The sequence below is a fragment of the Streptomyces sp. NPDC048639 genome, assembly GCF_043199075.1.
In the GTDB taxonomy this organism is placed as follows: domain Bacteria; phylum Actinomycetota; class Actinomycetes; order Streptomycetales; family Streptomycetaceae; genus Streptomyces.
The window spans coordinates 260,007-276,112 of the sequence record NZ_JBICVP010000004.1 but is presented as its reverse complement, the minus strand read 5'-3'; the positions used below and the strand labels follow the sequence as shown (position 1 = coordinate 276,112).

The window sequence follows — 16,106 nt, the reverse complement described above, 5'->3', positions numbered from 1 at the left end:
GCGTCCGAGTGGTGGAATCTGCGGTGCTTCTTCCGGTTCCTCGACACCGAGCACAGCAGCCTCCGCCTGGACGCGGTCACGCAACCGGTTCTCGACGCCTACCTCGTTCACTGCCGGGGCGAGGGCTTGCTGACGAGCGGCCTTCGCCAGCGGCTCCAGGTGATCCCCCGTCTGCACCTCGCCGCACCGGCCCTCACCACCGACGCGTTGGTCGTCAACCCGTGGAACGGCCGCTCCCTCACCCGAGTCATCGGTGCCGAACCAAGGCGCGAGCGTGAGAACACGACCCCCCGTATCCCCCCGACGGTGATCGGCCCATTGGTTCAGGCAGCGCTGTTCTATGTCCGTACCGCGGCAGGGGACATCATCAACGCCCGCGCTGAGCTCACAGAACTGGAAGCCTCTGTCGAAGACATCCACGGACTCTCCCTCGGTCGGCTTGAGCGCTATCTCGACGGCCTCGCCCACGACGGACGAGGGGTCCCCGTGGTGGACCAGTTCGGGCGGCAAGCGCACCTGGCCGGTTCGCCCGCCTACACGTACGTCATGCGGAAATCGGGAGCCGGCCGGGGAGTCGGCGGCGGCGTCTACGACGAGCGCGTCGACCGAGCACTGGAGCGACTGGGACCTGAGCCCGGCGGCATGGACACATTCATCGCGCCACATCCGCAGACCGGCCTTCCCTGGCGCGCCAGATTCAGCCCCGCCGCGGTGCCCTACGAGGAACGGCTCCTGAGAACCGCCTGCTACATCCTCATCGCCTACTTGTCCGGCATGCGCGACTCGGAGGTCAAAGAACTCCGGGATGGCTGCCACTACACCGAGCGGAGCGCGGACGGCGTCGTCGTCCGGCACAAGGTCCGTTCACGACTCGTCAAAGGCGGGCGTGGCATGGCACAGAGCTGGGTGGTCATCGAGCCTGTTGCCGAAGCCATCGCTGTCCTGGAGCGTCTGCCCCACCGTGAGGCGCTGTTCTGCCGACCGGTGAGCCACGAGCGGTATACGACCGTCTCAGCCAACCGCATGAACGAGAACCTCAACGAGTTCAGAGCACAGTGCACGCGCATCGGTTTCCCTGTACCCGACGTGGATGGGGAACCGTGGAATCTCACTACTCGCCAGTTCCGCAGAACCGTGGCTTGGCACATCGCCCACCGCCCCTACGGCACGGTCGCGGGAATGATCCAGTACAAGCATCTCTCCGTGGCCATGTTCGAGGGATACGCCGGGACCTCCGCCTCGGGTTTCCGTGCGGAGGTCGCCGCGGAAGAGGCTCTGGCGCGGCTGGCCGATGTCGTGGAGCGCTACGAGGACTTCAAAGCCGGTGTCCGCTCCGCGGCACCTGGCGGCGCGCGAACTGACAACGAGTTCGCGCGTGTGCGGGAAGAACTTCAGGACCTCCCCGGCCGAGTGGTCGATGAGCGTCGCCTCCACGCCATGCTCAAGACGTCAGCCCGCACCCTGCACGTCGGGACACTGAACGACTGCTACTACCAGCCCGAGACCGCCCTGTGCCGGGTCGCAGGCGGCGACGACCGTCCGATGCTCAACAACTGTCGTCCGGATCGCTGCTCGAATTCGACGATCACCACTCGGCACCGTCCGGGTTGGGAATCGGCACGCGGAGAGACCGAGCGAGCACTCGCCTTCGTCGGAATCTCCGACCTGCAACGCACTGCTCTCCGGCAACACTTGAGCGACATCGACAAGGTGCTTGAAGGAGTCGAGCATGCCAACGAGTGAACCCATCGAAGAGGCTCTGCGTGCGGCCTCCAAGCGTCTCCTTCGCGGAGAACCTACGCGCAGCGATGGTGCGCTCACCGTGGCCTCCCTGGCCGTTGAAGCCGGCGTCAGCAGGGCGAGCGCCTACCGGTGCCCCCACGCCGTGGCCGAATTCCGAAAGCTCGTCGCCGAGCAGGAGGACACGGCTTCTTCCTCCATGACGCTCAGGCAGGAGGTCCAGGCCCTCAAGGCAGCAGAGCGCGAATTTCGTCGGGCACACGCGCGCGAGGTGCGTGAGCTGCGCGCCTCGATCAACGTCCTCGCCCAGCACGTGCAGTTCCTCACCCTGGAGAATCAGCGTCTCGCAGAGGCGACCGACCATCACGATCGCGTCACCCGTATCGACGGCCGCCGCTGAAATCTCAGGTGCAGTCCTGCGCCGCCCATGGTGGGATGCGCTGCATGAGCGACCCATCGCTGCGTGGTCATATCGAGCAGTACTACGCCACAGTGCCGCTGCACTTCGCCGACGTGGAGGAGTTCGGCCCGTTACGACTGTTCGTGCGAAAGGACCCAGGAACCCCCTACTACGGCGGCCCAAGTCACGCGCAACCTGCCACGGCGGACTCGGAGGTCATCACCCGCGCCGACATCTCCCAGGTACGCACCCGACAGCGTGAACTCGGTGTTCCGGAAGCCTTCGAGTGGCTCGCCGAGGCGGCACCGGGGTTGCGTGCCCACATCGAGGCCACCGGTCTCCCTGTAGCGGAACGCCCCCTGATGGTGCTCGACCCGCGCAACCCACTCCCCTCTCAGACCTTGCCCGCCGGTGTCACGATCCGTGTCCTGGCGGCCGACGATCCGGCCTTGCCCGCGGCCCTCGCTCTCCCCCGCCTGGCCTTCGCCGAAGGGGGCACCGAGGTGGGCTCAGCGGGTGGCACAGAACTTTCGGTGGTGGCCGCTGAACTGGTCGCGGACGGCACGGTCGCTACGACCGCCCCGACCATCCGTGCAGGACACAAGGTAGTCGTCGCCGCCGTCGCCCCTGACGGCACTCCACTCGCCGCGGGCCACTACCACCCGGCGAACGGCGCCACCGAGATCGGCGGCATCGGCACCCTCCCCACCGCTCGCCGCCAAGGTCTTGGAGCCGCCGTAACGACGGCCTTGGCCAGCCGTGCCCGCGACCACGGTGTGCACACGATCTTCCTCGCCTACGCGGAGGACGCCGTAGCCCGCATCTACACTCGGCTGGGCTTCCGTCCCGCTGACATCACCCTTCTGATCGCCAACCAACCCGCACGGTCGTGAACTCGCGGGCGGAATTGCCGATCATCGCGACCGACCAGACCGTCAGCCAACGAACGGGATGATGGGCCACGCCGCCTCGACAGTCGCCTTCGGGTCAGAGGTACGTCGAAGGTACTTCTGCAGCGACGCGGCCTGCTCGGCTGCCGCCCGTACCTGAAGGTTGTGCAGGTCCGCCGGGGCCAACGCCCCTATGACCGTGTGCTTGATCCCCATCGACCGCGCGGCACGTACCGCGGCCACCGCGTCCGCGACTGCGTTGTGCGCGTGATCGAGCGGCACGCCGTAGTGCGTGCAGAGGGCCTGAAGGTTCCGCGACCCCTTCCTGTACCGGTCCACGTGCTTGTCCAGGACCAAGGGGTCGATGACCGGCGACGCCTTTCCGGACAACCGGTCACCCAATGTCTTTATCCCATGCCGTCGGCACTCACGGTCGAGGAGCGAGAGGTCGTACCGCGCGTTCATCACGACCAGCGGAGTCCCCGAGTTCAGCACCTCGGCGACAGCCGAGGTGATTTCCTCGATCGCTGGAGCCGCCTGGGTCCCGTGCTCGCGGGCGTGGTCAGTGGAGATGCCGTGGATGGCCGAAGCCTGCTGCGGGATTGTCACCCCGGGGTCGAGGAGCCATGTCCGAGGTTCCGGAAGTCGCCCGTCCGGGTCCACGGCGACTATCGCGGCAGTGACGATCCGGTCGGTCTCGATGTCCGTGCCTGTGGTCTCCAGGTCGAAGGCCGCCAGCGGCCGGCTCGTCCAGCTCATCGCAGGGCCCCGCTCACCGTTGCGGGCTGAGACATCTGAGACGTTATTGAAGTGAGTGGATAAAAGGCGGCGTTGTACGCGACGACCGGGACGCCGGCCGACCAGTAGCCGACGAGCGCGGCGGCTATCTCCTCCACGACCTCGCGCGCCGGGCGCCCTTCGGCCGCCGCCCGCTCGTTCGTGACCCCGTGGATCGCCACGGCCTCCTCGGGAATGTCCACCCCCGGGTCGGCCAGCCAATCACGGTGACGCACCGGCTCCCCGCGCTCCATCTCGACGACGGCAGCGGTGACGATCCGTGCGTCGCGCGGGTCGGTGCCCGTCGTCTCCAGGTCGAAGCCGATCAGCAAACCCCGGTGCCAGCCCATAGCCGCGGACCCCCTCATTCGTCCCGCTCCCCCATCGGCCTTCACCCTCGCACGCACCACTGACAGTCCACGGCCGGGCCCCGAGGGCGGGTGCGCACAGGGACGTTGACGGGCGGTCAGGGTGAAAGAGGGACAGACCACCGGCGGAGCCTGGACCGTCTACGCGGTGTGGGTGTGCGCCGCATGCGCGGTCGCGGCCGCCGGCGTCCACCGGCGAGACCAGTGAGTGCTCAGGGATGGGGAGGGTGGCTGATCAGCCTGCGATGCCGCCTCGCCCACAAGCAGTTCCAGGCGATTCTGCGCCGTCGGCGCCGCTACTGCGCCAGGCCGGCGACCTGGGATGCGGAGGCGTCGGCACCGCAACCACGAGCCCGCAATCCACCCGGCGGCGAACCAGACGTGGCTGTCAGCCGGCACACCTCGCTGGTCCGTGCGTTCCTCGCCCGAGCCCCGGCAAGCCCACCCCCCCTGTCGATCCGCTTCCCCACACGGATCCGGCAGGGAAGGCGACACCGGACGTCGTCGACCGTCAGGGCCGGTCCGCGGGCATCCGCGCGGGCAGATCCGCTCGCCCCCGGATTCCCAGCTTGCGGTAGGTGCTGCTCAAGTGCAGCTCCACGGTGCGCCGTACGACGAAGAGATGCTCGGAGATCTCCCGGTTGCTCAGCCCCCGGGCCGCCAGCGTCGCCACCCGGCGCTCGGTCGGGGTGAGGGACTCGATGCCGAAGTGGGCCCGGCTGCGCGGCCGGGCACCCGCGGCGACGAGTTCGGCGCGGGCGTGGCGCACCAGCGAGGTCGCGCCGCACTGCTCCGCGGAGCTCGCGGCGTGCCGGAGGTGGTGACGGGCGTCCGCGAGCCGGTTGGTCCTGCACAGGGCGGTGCCGAGATCGGCGAGGGCACGCGCATGGTCCAGCGTCGCATCGGACTCGGCCAGTACTTCCACGGCTTCGCCCAGCAGGGCAACTGCCGCGTTTCCCTTGGCCAATCCAGCCGTTCCGGGTGAGCCACGCGCGAGCCGCTCTGGACGCGCCGCGACGCGTCGTCGTCCCCCTTCTGGAACATCTCGATCGCCAGGACATCACGGAGAAGGTCTCCGACGACGGCCACAGGCGGATGCGCGGGGCCCCGAAGCTCCGGAACTCCCGGTAGGGCGGTAGGCGGTAGGCGGTAGGCGGTAGGGGGCGAACGCACCGCACCCGCGAACCCGGCGCCCGCATCCCCGACGTGGTCGTCGCACGAGTCCGTATCACGCAGCAGCCTCACGACACCGGGCGCGAGTCCGTCCAGACGCTCTCGAACTCCTCCCGGTACGTGGGGAAGAGCCCTGCCTCCTCGCTCCCGCCGCCCCTGCCCTGCACCACGTCCCGGCCGCCTCCCCGCAGCACGAACACCGGCGCCTCCATGCCCCGCGTCCTGCGGAGATAGGACTGGACGACGGCGAGCCCGTCCGGACCGTCGCCGTTGACCAGGTACGCGGTGAAGCGCGGCGTCTCGTCGAAGACGCGGACCTCGAAGCCTCCGGTGTCCCGGAGCCGGGCCCGCACCCGGCGCATGTGCATGATGTTCATCTCGACGGAGCGGCTCAACTCACCTTTTTTCAGGCCGAGTTCGCGTTCGCGGCGGCGCACGGCGCTGCTCGCCGGGTTGAGGAACAGCAGCCGGGCGCGGCAGCCCGATTCGGCCAGCCGCACCAGCCGCCGGCCCGAGTAGTTCTGCACCAGCAGATTCAGGCCTATCCCGATCGCGTCCAGCCGCCTGGCACCTCCGAAGAGGTCCTCTGCCGGCAACTGCCGCTGCAACCGCACCCGGTCGGTGTGGACGCCCACCACATCGGCGTACCGGTCGCCGACCAGGTCCTCCACGGCGTCGACGGGGAGCCGGTCGGCCGAGGGCGTGCCCGCGCCGCTGCCCAGGATCTCCAGCAGCCGGCCCGAGGCGCGTTCGGCCTGGGCCAGTACGGTTTCGGACAGGGCGCGGTTGCGGGAGACGACGTTGCGCGCCACCTCCAGCTCGTCGAGAGCGAGCTCGACGTCGCGGCGGTCGTCGAGATACGGCTCGAAGCAGGGCCAGTGCTGGACCATCAGCTCGCGCAACTGGGGCAGCGTGAGAAAGCTGAGAACGTTGTCGTCGGCGGGGTCGAGCAGATAGCCCTTCCGCCGGCTCACCTCACGGACGGCGACGGCCCGTTGCACCCATTCGTGCCCCGCGGGCCCGGCGGCCGCGACCACCCACTCGTCGCCGTGCACCGGCTCGTAGATGGGGCGCAGCACGGCGGCGACCACGGCCCGCAGACGCTGTTCGACGAGATTCAGCCAGATGTAGGCGCGCCCTGCCCTGCGGGCCCGGGTGCGGACCTCGCTCCAGGCGTCGGCGCCCCACTCCAGTTCCGCCCCGATCTCCATCGGGCGTGCCACGGACACCGCACCCGGGGGGACCCCACCCGGGCCGTCCTGCCGGCCCCTGTCGCCAGGTGGCAGCTCCAGACCGCCGCCCGAGCTCACCAGTGCACCGCCTTCCGCCCCCCGGTTCCACGATCAAGGAAGGGTACTGCGTGGGCGGAGGGCGGTGCACCCTCATCCGTCGACTGGTCCGTCAACTCATCTCAGCCACCGGTCGGTTGACCGTTCTGCTGAGTGAGTCCGGGGGGTGTCAGGGGGTTCATGGCGGTCACGTCACGGGGTGCGAGCTGGAATCCCTGCCAGTGGACGGGCATCGGGGTCTGGTCCTCGTCGCGCGCGACGTGGTGGAAGCCGATGTTCACCCAGGTGACAGGGTGCTTGAGGGACTGACCGTTGACATAGGTGTCGACGCTCTTGCCAGTACCGACGGTCGCCGAGCAGCGGCGGTTGTGGGTGGCGAACTGCTGGCACTTGTCGTACTCGGTGAAGTAGACGTCGTTCCGCGTGTACGGGCGGCCCGGGTACTTGTTGGTGTGCCCGAGGACGATCTCGTACGACCGCGGGTGGTTGTCCTTGTTCTTGCCCGCCGTGCTGACCACGCGCCACCAGCGCTGCTCGCCGCTCTTGCCGGCCAGCTCCTTGGTGATGCCGGTGCTCTTGGTCTTCGTCGTGGGCGTGCCGCCCGAGCGCGGGGTGGTGGTCGCGTCGAACTGCTGCACCTTGGACTTCGGCGAGCCGTCGAGCCCGAAGTTGAGCCGCCAGAAGATGTTGTGGCTGTGGCTCGTCGCGTAGTCCTTGGCGCCCTTGCCGACCGGCCAGCCGCGGCCGTCCGAGGCGTCGTAGTCGTCCGGCGAGAGGTTCCCGGTGGCCCCGACCTGGGGGGAGATGGTGCCGTCGTCGGAGAAGCGCCACTCGGTGATGTACTCGTACCAGCCGACCTTGTTGACCGAGTAGATGAGCAGGTCCTTGCCCTGGGCCGACCAGACCTTGCTGCTGGTGTCGGAGGCCGCGCGGTAGGCGTGCCCGCGGGCCCGCGTGGTGACGCACAGGCCGTTGACGGCCTCGGCGTGGGGCAGCTTGACCTTCTTCAGGGTGCCGCCGGGGCACTCGCCCGTGCCGAGGTTCTGCACGCCCTCGCCGAAGCCGTAGCTGGTGAGGTCGTCGAACTCGTTCCCGCCGTTGTCGTACGGGACATGGATCTGCCCGAGCTTGGCGGTGGTCAGGACGGGTATCGGGCGGGCTTCGCCCTTCGGCTGGTACGTCACCTTGTCCAGCACCAGCCCGGCCCTGGACTCGGAGTGCCAGCACATGCGCCAGGTCGTGCCGCCGCTGAGCTTCTGCTCGATGCGGGACGCGGCGCTGCAGTCGGCCGCGGCGGCCGGGGCCTTGGGCGCCTGGGGCGTCTTCGGGGCAGCGGCCTGGGCGGGGGCGGCCGCGAAGGCCGAGCCCGCGAGGACGGCCGCCGCGGCGACGGCCGGGATCCGTATCCGGGCGCGGCCGAACGCGGTGCGGCGACTGCCGCTGCTGTCTCTGTTCTCACGCATGGAAAGGTGGCTCCGCTTTCTTGCGGTCACCGCGGTGCGGGTCGGCGCATCGCGGTCGCGACGGTGGGATCGGCCCTTGGCGCGGCCGACGAGGAGTGGACGCCGGAGTCCGGCGACGGAGGGGAGGCCCGGGGCTGCTGGCGTGCGCTCCGGCCCTCGATGCTCAGGTGCTTGAAGTGCTCAAGTGCTTGATGTGCTGAGGTGCTTGATGCGCTGAGGTGCTTCACATGCTGAGGGCCCGGGTCCTCGACGCTCGGCAGGCCGAGCCCTCAGGTGATCGCCTCAACCGTTCGCCTCAACCGTTCGCCTCAACCGCTGTGCTCAGGCGCTCGGCTCAGGTGATGCGGCCGACGCTGCGTTCACTGAGGTCGACGACGAGGTGCCGGGTGTCGATCCACGGTCCGTTCCTGACCTTGGTGAACAGCCGCATGCACCGGTGGTCGCCACACTCGCGCAGCGCGGCCGGGCCGCTGTTCTCCTCGTCCACCCGGTAGATCATGCCGGTGACCTCGAGCTGTTCGGGCTCGCTGAGCGCCTTGCCGGTCGCGTCCCGGTAGTCCTTCTTCAGTCCTGCGCTCAGCGGATCGGCGAGCAGCAGCTTCACCGCCTCGGCCGCCTCGGCACGGGTCGGCGGCGGCTGCTCACCACTCTGGGTGTCGGTGTCCTCGACCTTGCCCGTGGTGAGGTTGACGGTCTTGGTGACAAGCGCGTCGTTCTTGTAGTCGTAGTACGCGATCTCGGCGCGGCGGGCCGCCGAGGCGTCACCGGCCTCCGACGGCTGCTGCTCGGCGAGATCCGTGCTCAGCCACTGCGGCCCCCTGCTCCCCCTGGCGTTCTCGCTGCGCTCGCGCAGCCCCTGGCCGAGCGCGAGGCTCTCGGCCCGCTTCAGCTCGTCGTCGGTGAGGGCGTCCCGCCCCGTGCCCTTCTCCCCGGTGGGCGCCTGCTCCTCGACCACACCCGGCTGAAGCTGCGCCCCGTCCTGGCCCCGGGCCGAGGTGCCGGACGAGCTCTGCCCGTCCTCCGCGCCGGCATTCCCCGGCAGCGTCACCCCGACCATCACCGCGGTCGCAGTCACCGCGATAGCCGCACCCGCCACCACCTTGCCCAGGTGGCGGTGCATCACCCTGCGCACATGTTCCCCCTCATGAATCCGGCCCCTGAATCCCGAAATCCGGCCCCCGGCCGAGTCCGCACGCGTGGATGCGGCGGTCACCCGGTAGGACGACCTGTTGTCGTAGGAGGTTGCTCCGCTTTTCGGGAAGATCTGAACGAAAGCGCCTCGCAGGCCCGATGGCTGGGCAAGGATTCCTTTTCGGCCTCCGACAGGGGAATTCGCCGTCTCGCGCGGCCCGGATCAGAAGTGGAAGAGTCGACATCATGCAGGTCTGGCCCGGACAGGCGTATCCCCTCGGCGCCACGTACGACGGCGCGGGAACCAACTTCGCGGTGTTCTCCGAAGCCGCCCACAGAATCGAGCTCTGCCTGCTCCACGACGACGGCTCCGAGACCGCGGTCGAGCTCCGCGAGTCCGACGCGTTCGTCCGGCACGCCTATCTGCCCGGCATCATGCCGGGCCAGCGGTACGGCTTCCGCGTCCACGGACCGTACGAGCCGTCCCAGGGACACCGCTGCAACTCCGCCAAGTTGCTGCTCGACCCCTACGCGCGCGCCATGAGCGGCGAGATCGACTGGGACGAGGCCGTCTACGGCTACCACTTCGGCCGGCAGGGCGACCGCAACGACCTCGACTCGGCGCCGCACACCATGGCCTCCGTCGTGGTCAACCCGTACTTCGACTGGGGCGACGACCTGCCGCCGCGGACCGACTACCACCGCACGGTCCTGTACGAGGCCCATGTGAAGGGTCTGACGATGCTCCACCCGGCCCTGCCGGAGGAGCTGCGCGGCACCTACGCGGCGCTCGCCCACCCCGCGGTCATCGAGCACCTGACGGAGCTGGGCGTGACGGCGCTGGAGCTGATGCCCGTACACCAGTTCGTCCACGACAACCGGCTGGTCGACTCCGGCCTGGCCAACTACTGGGGCTACAACACCATCGGCTTCTTCGCCCCGCACAACGCCTACGCCTCGTGGGGCGACCGCGGCCAGCAGGTGCTGGAGTTCAAGTCGGCGGTCCGCGCACTGCACCAGGCGGGCATCGAGGTCATCCTCGACGTGGTCTACAACCACACGGCCGAGGGCAACCACCTGGGCCCGACGCTGTCCTTCCGCGGCCTGGACAACGCCTCGTACTACCGGCTGGCGGAGGACCAGCGGTACTACATGGACACCACGGGCACCGGGAACTCCCTGCTGATGCGCAGCCCGCACGTGCTGCAGCTCATCATGGACTCGCTGCGCTACTGGGTCACCGAAATGCATGTGGACGGCTTCCGCTTCGACCTGGCGGCGACGCTGGCCCGCCAGTTCCACGAGGTGGACCGGCTGTCCTCGTTCTTCGACCTGGTGCAGCAGGATCCGGTGGTCAGCCAGGTGAAGCTGATCGCCGAGCCGTGGGACGTCGGCGAGGGCGGCTACCAGGTCGGCAACTTCCCGCCCCTGTGGTCGGAGTGGAACGGCATGTACCGGGACACGGTGCGCGACCTGTGGCGGGGCGAACCGCGGACCCTCGCGGAGTTCGCGTCTCGGCTGACCGGCTCCTCCGACCTCTATCAGAACGACGGGCGGCGGCCGATCGCCTCGGTCAACTTCGTCACCTGCCACGACGGCTTCACCCTGCGCGACCTGGTGTCCTACGACGCCAAGCACAACGAGGCCAACGGCGAGGGCAACCGGGACGGCGAGAGCCACAACCGCTCCTGGAACTGCGGCGCCGAGGGAGAGACCGACGACCCGGGCGTCCTGTCCCTGCGCGCCCGGCAGCAGCGGAACTTCATCGCCACCCTCCTGATGTCGCAGGGCGTGCCCATGATCGGCCACGGCGACGAGTTCGGGCGCACCCAGGGCGGCAACAACAACGGGTACTGCCAGGACAACGCGCTCTCCTGGGTGCACTGGCCGGGGGCGGACGACGACCGTGCACTGCTGGAGTTCACCCGCTCGATGGTCTGGCTCCGCCGCGACCATCCGGTCTTCCGGCGCCGCCGCTTCTTCCACGGCAGGCCGGTGGAGGGCACGCACGACGAGCTGTCGGACATCGCCTGGTTCACGCCGGAGGGCGAGGAGATGCGGCAGCGCGACTGGCAGGCCTCGTGGGCGCGGTCCCTGACGGTCTTCCTCAACGGCAATGCGATCTCCGAGCCGGGACCGCGCGGTGAGGGGATCAGGGACGACTCGTTCCTGCTCATGGTCAACGCGAGCGAGGAGACGCTGGGTTTCGTGGTGCCGGTCAACCACGGGCGGCAGTGGCAGGTCGTCGTGGACACGGCCTGCTCGGAGGGCGTGGAGCCGGGCACCGGCCGCAAGGTGAAGGCGGGCGACCGGCTGATGCTGATCGACCGGAGCCTGACGGTGCTGCAACGCCCTGCTTGAGGGGATGGCAGGGCACGGATCAGGCGTACGGCGGTACGGCCGGGCCCGCCGTCTCCCGGACGGCCGCCCGGCAGGATCCGGCCGAGCGCGTACGACCATGCTGCGACGTCCGGCACAACGGGTACGTCTGCTCCATGACGCCTGTGCCCGAGACACCGCGGCCCGTCGCGCCGCCCACCGCCACCTACCGTCTCCAGCTCCAGCCGGAGTTCCCGTTCGGCGCCGCCGCCGCGGCCGTTCCCTACCTCGCCTCGCTCGGCGTCTCCCATCTCCATCTGTCGCCGGTGCTGGAGGCGGTGCCGGGCTCGACGCACGGCTACGACGTGGTGGACCACTCCGCCGTACGGGCCGAACTGGGCGGCGAGGACGGCCTGCGCGCACTGTCCCGTACCGCGCGGGAGCACGGGCTCGGTCTCGTCGTCGACATCGTGCCGAACCACATGGCCGTGCCCGCCCCCGAGCATCTGAACCGGCCTCTGTGGGAGGTGCTGCGGGACGGACCGGAGTCCCCGTACGCGCGCTGGTTCGACATCGACAGGGACCTGCACGGCGGGCGCGTGCTGATGCCCGTGCTCGGGGGGCGGCTCGGTGACGAGCTGGACCACATCCGCCTGGACGGCGACGTCCTGCGCTACCACGACCACGCTTTCCCGGTGCGGCCCGGCACCGCGCATCTGCCGCTGCCGGAGCTGCTGGACGCCCAGTGGTACCGGCTCGCCTGGTGGCGGCTGGCCCGCACCGAGCTGAACTACCGGCGGTTCTTCACCGTCTCGACGCTCATCGGCGTACGGGTGGAGGACCCGGAGGTGTTCGACGCGACGCACGCCAAGGTGCTGGAGCTGCTGCGCGAGGGCGTGGTGGACGGGCTGCGCGTCGACCACCCGGACGGGCTCGCGGACCCCGGGGCGTATCTGCGGCGGCTGGACCGGGCGACCGGCGACCGCTGGACGGTCGTGGAGAAGATCCTCACCGGCGGCGAACGGCTGCCCGCGGACTGGCCGGTCGCCGGTACCACCGGCTACGACGCGCTCCGCCGCGTGGACGGGCTCTTCGTCGACCCGTCGGGCGCGACCGAGCTGCTCGGCGTCTACCGGGGCTTCACGGCGCAGCCTCCGGACCGGGGCGGCGAGTGGTCGGCGACCGCGCGCCGGGCCGCGTACAAGGTGGTCACCCACGAGCTGGCCGCCGAGGTGTCCTGGCTGGCCCGGATCGCCGCCCGGATCTGCGAGGCGGACGTGGAGCTGCGCGACCACGCCCCGTGGGCGCTGCGCGCGGCCCTGCGCGAGGTATTGGTCCGGCTGCCGGTCTACCGGCCGTACGCGATCGCGGGCGAGCGGGTCCCGGAGGGCGACGCGGACATGCTGCGGAGCGCGGCGCGGCGGGCGCGAACCGTGTTCACCGTGCCCGAGGAGGCGGAGGCCGTCGACCTCGTACGGGATCTGGCGCTCGGGCTTCTCGGCGCGGGCCCCGACCACACCGCGTTCTGCGCGCGCTTCGCCCAGACCTCCTCCGCGCTGCGCGCCAAGTCCGTGGAGGACACGGCGTTCTACCGGTACGTGCCGCTGCTGTCGGCCGGGGAGGTCGGCGGTGAGCCGGGCGGCCCGGCCGTCTCGGCGGACGCCTTCCACGCCTTCTGCGTACGGCTCCAGCGCGACTGGCCGCTGAGCGGAACGGCGGTATCCACGCACGACACCAAGCGCAGCGCCGACGTACGCGCCCGGATCGCACTGCTCACCGAGGCACCGGACGAATGGGCCGAACTGCTGGAGCGGGTGACCAAGGAGATCGCGCGCGGCGACGGCACTCGCGCCCCGGACCCGCACGTCGCCTGGACGGCCTGGCAGACCGTCTTCGGGCTCGGCTTCCCGGACGCGGACGGGGCGGAGGGAGATGGGGCGGACGGGAACGGGGCCGGAGCGGAGGGGAACGGGAACGGGGCGGAGGGGAACGGGAACGGGGCGGAGGGGAACGGGAACGGGGACGAGGGGAACGGGAACGGGGCGAAGGGGAACGAGGACGAGGGCGGGGGCGGGGTTGCGGACCGCACGGACGGCCGGGCGGCGGACCGGATCGTTGCGGCGGTGGTGAAGGCCGTGCGCGAGGCCGGGCTGCGCACCTCGTGGACCGAGGGCGACCCGGACTACGAGGCGGCGGTCGAGGCGTTCCTGCGGGCCGGGCCCTGCGGTCCGCCGCGGGACGCGATGGCCGCCTTCGGCCGCACGCTCATGGCCGCGGCCCGCGCGAACATCCTGGGCACAGCCCTGACGCAGTTGACCATGCCGGGCGTACCGGACGTCTACCAGGGCACCGAGCTGGAGTACGCGGCCCTCGTGGACCCGGACAACCGGCATCCGGCCCGCTTCCGGCCGCGCCTGATCGCCGCCCTGGACGAGGGCCGGACACCGGACGGCGTCACGGAGGAGAAGCTCCGCCTCACCGCGACGGCGCTGCGGCTGCGCCGCCAACACCCCGGCTGGTTCGGGGAGTCGGGGGCGTACGAAGCGCTGATCGTGACCGGATCTGCGGCGGCGCACTGCGTGGCGTTCTCGCGCGGGGGCGGGGCGGTCACGGCGGTCACACGCCTCTCACGCCGCCTGGAAGAGTCGGGCGGCTGGCGTGACACGACACTGGCCCTCCCGGACGAAGGCCCCTGGACGGACCTGCTGTCGCGCGGCCGGACGGTGCGAGGGGACCGGGTGCGGGCCGCGGATCTCTTCACGGAGAGCCCGGTGGCACTGCTGGTACGCGGTTGAGCGCGGGTGGTGACCTCCCTGCGGGCGGGGTGGTGTCGAGGTACGGCGGAGGGGAAGCGGCCCTCCGCCGGACCGGGCTCGGGCGGGCCGGGCTCGGGCGGGCCGGGCTCGGGCGGGCCGGGCTCGGGCGGGCCGGGCTCGGGCGGGCCGGGCTCGGGCGGGCCGGGCTTCACCCGGACCGGGGCGGGGTGATCTTCCGGCGGGGGGTGAGGGGTTCGCCATCGGGAGCCGGCCGGTCACGATAGGTGGTCAACGGTCCTCATCCCGCGGGGTCCGACCCGGGCAGGCCGATCGGGAGCGGCCCACGCCCCCGCCCCGACCACCGAAGGGAGCCTGGAGCGGCACACGTCCTCCCGCGCTCCGACCACCGCGCGGAGCCTGGCGCAGCACACGCCAACCCCCGCTCCGACCACGCGGAGCGTCTCGGTCCGTTCCGTCGCTCAGACCTCGTCGATGACCAGCCGACTGCCGTCGGCGGGCTGCCAGTGGCAGAGCCGCGACATGTCGTCCGTCCACGGGGCCGACCCGCGCAACTCCGGGCCCGCAGGCCCTTCGCCCGCCAAGCGGCCGCCGGGAACGACGACGAGCTGGACATCCGGTACCCGCTGTGCACGGGCCGTGCCGGAGGAGAGCACCTCCACCGGCCGTACGTACACCCTGCCGTCGGGGGCCACCCAGAAATCTCCGGAGGTTCCCTGGACCAGTTCGGGCGCCTCGACCGGCACCTCACCCCGCTCCAGGGCCTCCCGGACAGCCGTCAGCGCGGCCCGGTGGGCCCTGCTGCCGACGGAACCTTTCCTTGCCATGTCTCCATGGTCTCTCCGCCGAGGGCGGTGCGCTACGAGTCGCCGTCCCCGAGGTCGCACCGCGATCCGCCGCGGGTGCGCCCGCCGGTGCGGTTCGCCGTGCACGCGTCAGGCTGCGTGGGCGTGACGCCGCGGGCGCGGATGCCACGGACGCGGGCGCCACGGGGTCACGCGGGCCCTCATGGGCCACGGCGCACGTCGGCGGTGGGCGACGCGGTGGACGTCGGCGCCCGGCGACACCGCGTAGGTCGGCATCGCGGCGACACCGCGTACATCGGCGCCGCAACGACACCCGTGCACCGGCATCGCTGCACATCACGTACCCAGGCGTCGCAGCGACACCGCGTAGGTCAGCGCGCGGCGAGGCGGAAGGCGATGCTCCCGAAGGTCACCTGGTCGCCGGCCCGGACGACCGTACGCCCCGTCACACGGCGGCTGTTGACCCAGGTGCCGTTCGTGGAGCCCAGGTCGCACAGCACCCAGAGGGCGCCGTCACGGGACAGTTCGGCGTGGACGCGGGAGACCGTGTCGTCGTTCAGCCGCAGCCCGTTCGCCGGGTCGCGGCCGATCCGCAGCGGATATGGTCCCGGCTCCGGCATCAGCAGCTTCGGCAGGCGTTCGAGGAACCACGCCCGGCGCACCCGCGCCGTGAACGACGAAGCCCTGGCGACCGTCCCGAACACGATCCGGGACAGCCTGCTCTCCTGCGGCAGGTCCGCGGTGAGGGCGTCCAGCTCGTCCCGGCCGCTCGCCTCGAAGGCCAGCTCCATCCGGCGGAAGAAGGTGTCCTGGGACAACCGCCCCTGGGCGGCGCCTTCCCTCAGGACCTCGATGACGCGGTCCCGGTCGGCGTCCGACAACCGCGCCGGGAGCGTGGTGGGCGAAGGCGTCGGGAGGTCGTGTTGCGTCACGCGCCGATTGTCCGGCGCGGAGGCACGGGGTGTCCAGTACACCG

Annotated in this window: 13 protein-coding genes and 1 pseudogene; 6 read left to right on the top strand and 8 right to left on the bottom strand. The window is 70.7% G+C overall.

All coding sequences use genetic code 11. The features are described from left to right. Positions 1-126 precede the first annotated feature (126 nt). From ACGFNH_RS13000 to ACGFNH_RS12990, 3 genes are all read left to right on the top strand, one after another. Entirely contained in the window at positions 127-1,743 is a 1,617-nt protein-coding gene (locus ACGFNH_RS13000; RefSeq protein ID WP_393653146.1) for an integrase, read from the top strand. Positions 1,744-1,822: 79 nt separating this feature from the next. After that, complete coding sequence (locus tag ACGFNH_RS12995) at positions 1,823-2,140, top strand: hypothetical protein (RefSeq protein ID WP_393653145.1); 318 nt, start codon at positions 1,823-1,825, stop codon at positions 2,138-2,140. A gap of 44 nt (positions 2,141-2,184) precedes the next feature. Continuing rightward, entirely contained in the window at positions 2,185-3,033 is an 849-nt protein-coding gene (locus ACGFNH_RS12990) for a GNAT family N-acetyltransferase (RefSeq protein ID WP_393653144.1), read from the top strand. Positions 3,034-3,075: 42 nt separating this feature from the next. On the opposite strand, the gene ACGFNH_RS12985 is transcribed toward ACGFNH_RS12990, so the two are convergent. The 3 genes and pseudogenes from ACGFNH_RS12985 to ACGFNH_RS12975 form a co-directional block, all read right to left on the bottom strand. Next, complete coding sequence (locus ACGFNH_RS12985; protein ID WP_393653143.1) at positions 3,076-3,789, bottom strand: 3'-5' exonuclease; 714 nt, start codon at positions 3,787-3,789, stop codon at positions 3,076-3,078. A 32-nt stretch (positions 3,790-3,821) separates the two neighbouring features. After that, a pseudogene (locus ACGFNH_RS12980) lies at positions 3,822-4,157 on the bottom strand (exonuclease domain-containing protein); the annotation flags it as partial. Positions 4,158-4,686: 529 nt separating this feature from the next. Then, entirely contained in the window at positions 4,687-5,142 is a 456-nt protein-coding gene (locus ACGFNH_RS12975) for a LuxR C-terminal-related transcriptional regulator (protein ID WP_393653142.1), read from the bottom strand. Positions 5,143-5,156: 14 nt separating this feature from the next. Here ACGFNH_RS12975 and ACGFNH_RS12970 point away from each other — a divergent pair, with 14 nt between their 5' ends. After that, positions 5,157-5,306 carry a SelB C-terminal domain-containing protein gene (locus ACGFNH_RS12970; protein ID WP_393653141.1) on the top strand — a complete coding sequence of 50 codons (150 nt, stop codon included), beginning with the start codon at positions 5,157-5,159 and terminating at the stop codon, positions 5,304-5,306. 110 nt (positions 5,307-5,416) lie between these two features. On the opposite strand, the gene ACGFNH_RS12965 is transcribed toward ACGFNH_RS12970, so the two are convergent. The 3 genes from ACGFNH_RS12965 to ACGFNH_RS12955 form a co-directional block, all read right to left on the bottom strand. Next, on the bottom strand, positions 5,417-6,571 hold the full coding sequence (locus ACGFNH_RS12965) for an SAV2148 family HEPN domain-containing protein (RefSeq protein ID WP_393653140.1): 1,155 nt from the start codon (positions 6,569-6,571) through the stop codon (positions 5,417-5,419). Positions 6,572-6,759: 188 nt separating this feature from the next. After that, entirely contained in the window at positions 6,760-8,100 is a 1,341-nt protein-coding gene (locus ACGFNH_RS12960; protein ID WP_393653139.1) for a copper amine oxidase, read from the bottom strand. Between the two features lie 334 nt (positions 8,101-8,434). Then, complete coding sequence (locus tag ACGFNH_RS12955) at positions 8,435-9,232, bottom strand: Tat pathway signal sequence domain protein (RefSeq protein WP_393653138.1); 798 nt, start codon at positions 9,230-9,232, stop codon at positions 8,435-8,437. A 245-nt stretch (positions 9,233-9,477) separates the two neighbouring features. On the opposite strand from ACGFNH_RS12955, the gene glgX reads away from it, so the two are divergent. Together glgX and treY are read left to right on the top strand one after the other, a co-directional pair. Then, positions 9,478-11,592 carry a glycogen debranching protein GlgX gene (gene glgX / locus ACGFNH_RS12950; protein WP_393653137.1) on the top strand — a complete coding sequence of 705 codons (2,115 nt, stop codon included), beginning with the start codon at positions 9,478-9,480 and terminating at the stop codon, positions 11,590-11,592. A 134-nt stretch (positions 11,593-11,726) separates the two neighbouring features. Further along, on the top strand, positions 11,727-14,345 hold the full coding sequence (treY, locus tag ACGFNH_RS12945) for a malto-oligosyltrehalose synthase (RefSeq protein ID WP_393653136.1): 2,619 nt from the start codon (positions 11,727-11,729) through the stop codon (positions 14,343-14,345). 440 nt (positions 14,346-14,785) lie between these two features. Here the strand turns inward: treY and ACGFNH_RS12940 are convergent, their stop codons facing one another. Then, positions 14,786-15,151, bottom strand: coding sequence for a hypothetical protein (locus ACGFNH_RS12940; RefSeq protein WP_393653135.1), 366 nt, complete (start codon positions 15,149-15,151; stop codon positions 14,786-14,788). Between the two features lie 350 nt (positions 15,152-15,501). After that, on the bottom strand, positions 15,502-16,062 hold the full coding sequence (locus ACGFNH_RS12935) for an FHA domain-containing protein (RefSeq protein ID WP_393653134.1): 561 nt from the start codon (positions 16,060-16,062) through the stop codon (positions 15,502-15,504). Positions 16,063-16,106 lie beyond the last annotated feature (44 nt).

Excerpts from the sequence above, each read along its gene's own strand:
- treY (WP_393653136.1), top strand. The coding sequence starts at position 11,727 with ATGACGCCTGTGCCCGAGACACCGCGGCCCGTCGCGCCGCCCACCGCC.
- ACGFNH_RS12940 (WP_393653135.1), bottom strand. The coding sequence starts at position 15,151 with ATGGCAAGGAAAGGTTCCGTCGGCAGCAGGGCCCACCGGGCCGCGCTG.
- ACGFNH_RS12960 (WP_393653139.1), bottom strand. The coding sequence starts at position 8,100 with ATGCGTGAGAACAGAGACAGCAGCGGCAGTCGCCGCACCGCGTTCGGC.
- glgX (WP_393653137.1), top strand. The coding sequence starts at position 9,478 with ATGCAGGTCTGGCCCGGACAGGCGTATCCCCTCGGCGCCACGTACGAC.
- ACGFNH_RS12985 (WP_393653143.1), bottom strand. The coding sequence starts at position 3,789 with ATGAGCTGGACGAGCCGGCCGCTGGCGGCCTTCGACCTGGAGACCACA.
- ACGFNH_RS12990 (WP_393653144.1), top strand. The coding sequence starts at position 2,185 with ATGAGCGACCCATCGCTGCGTGGTCATATCGAGCAGTACTACGCCACA.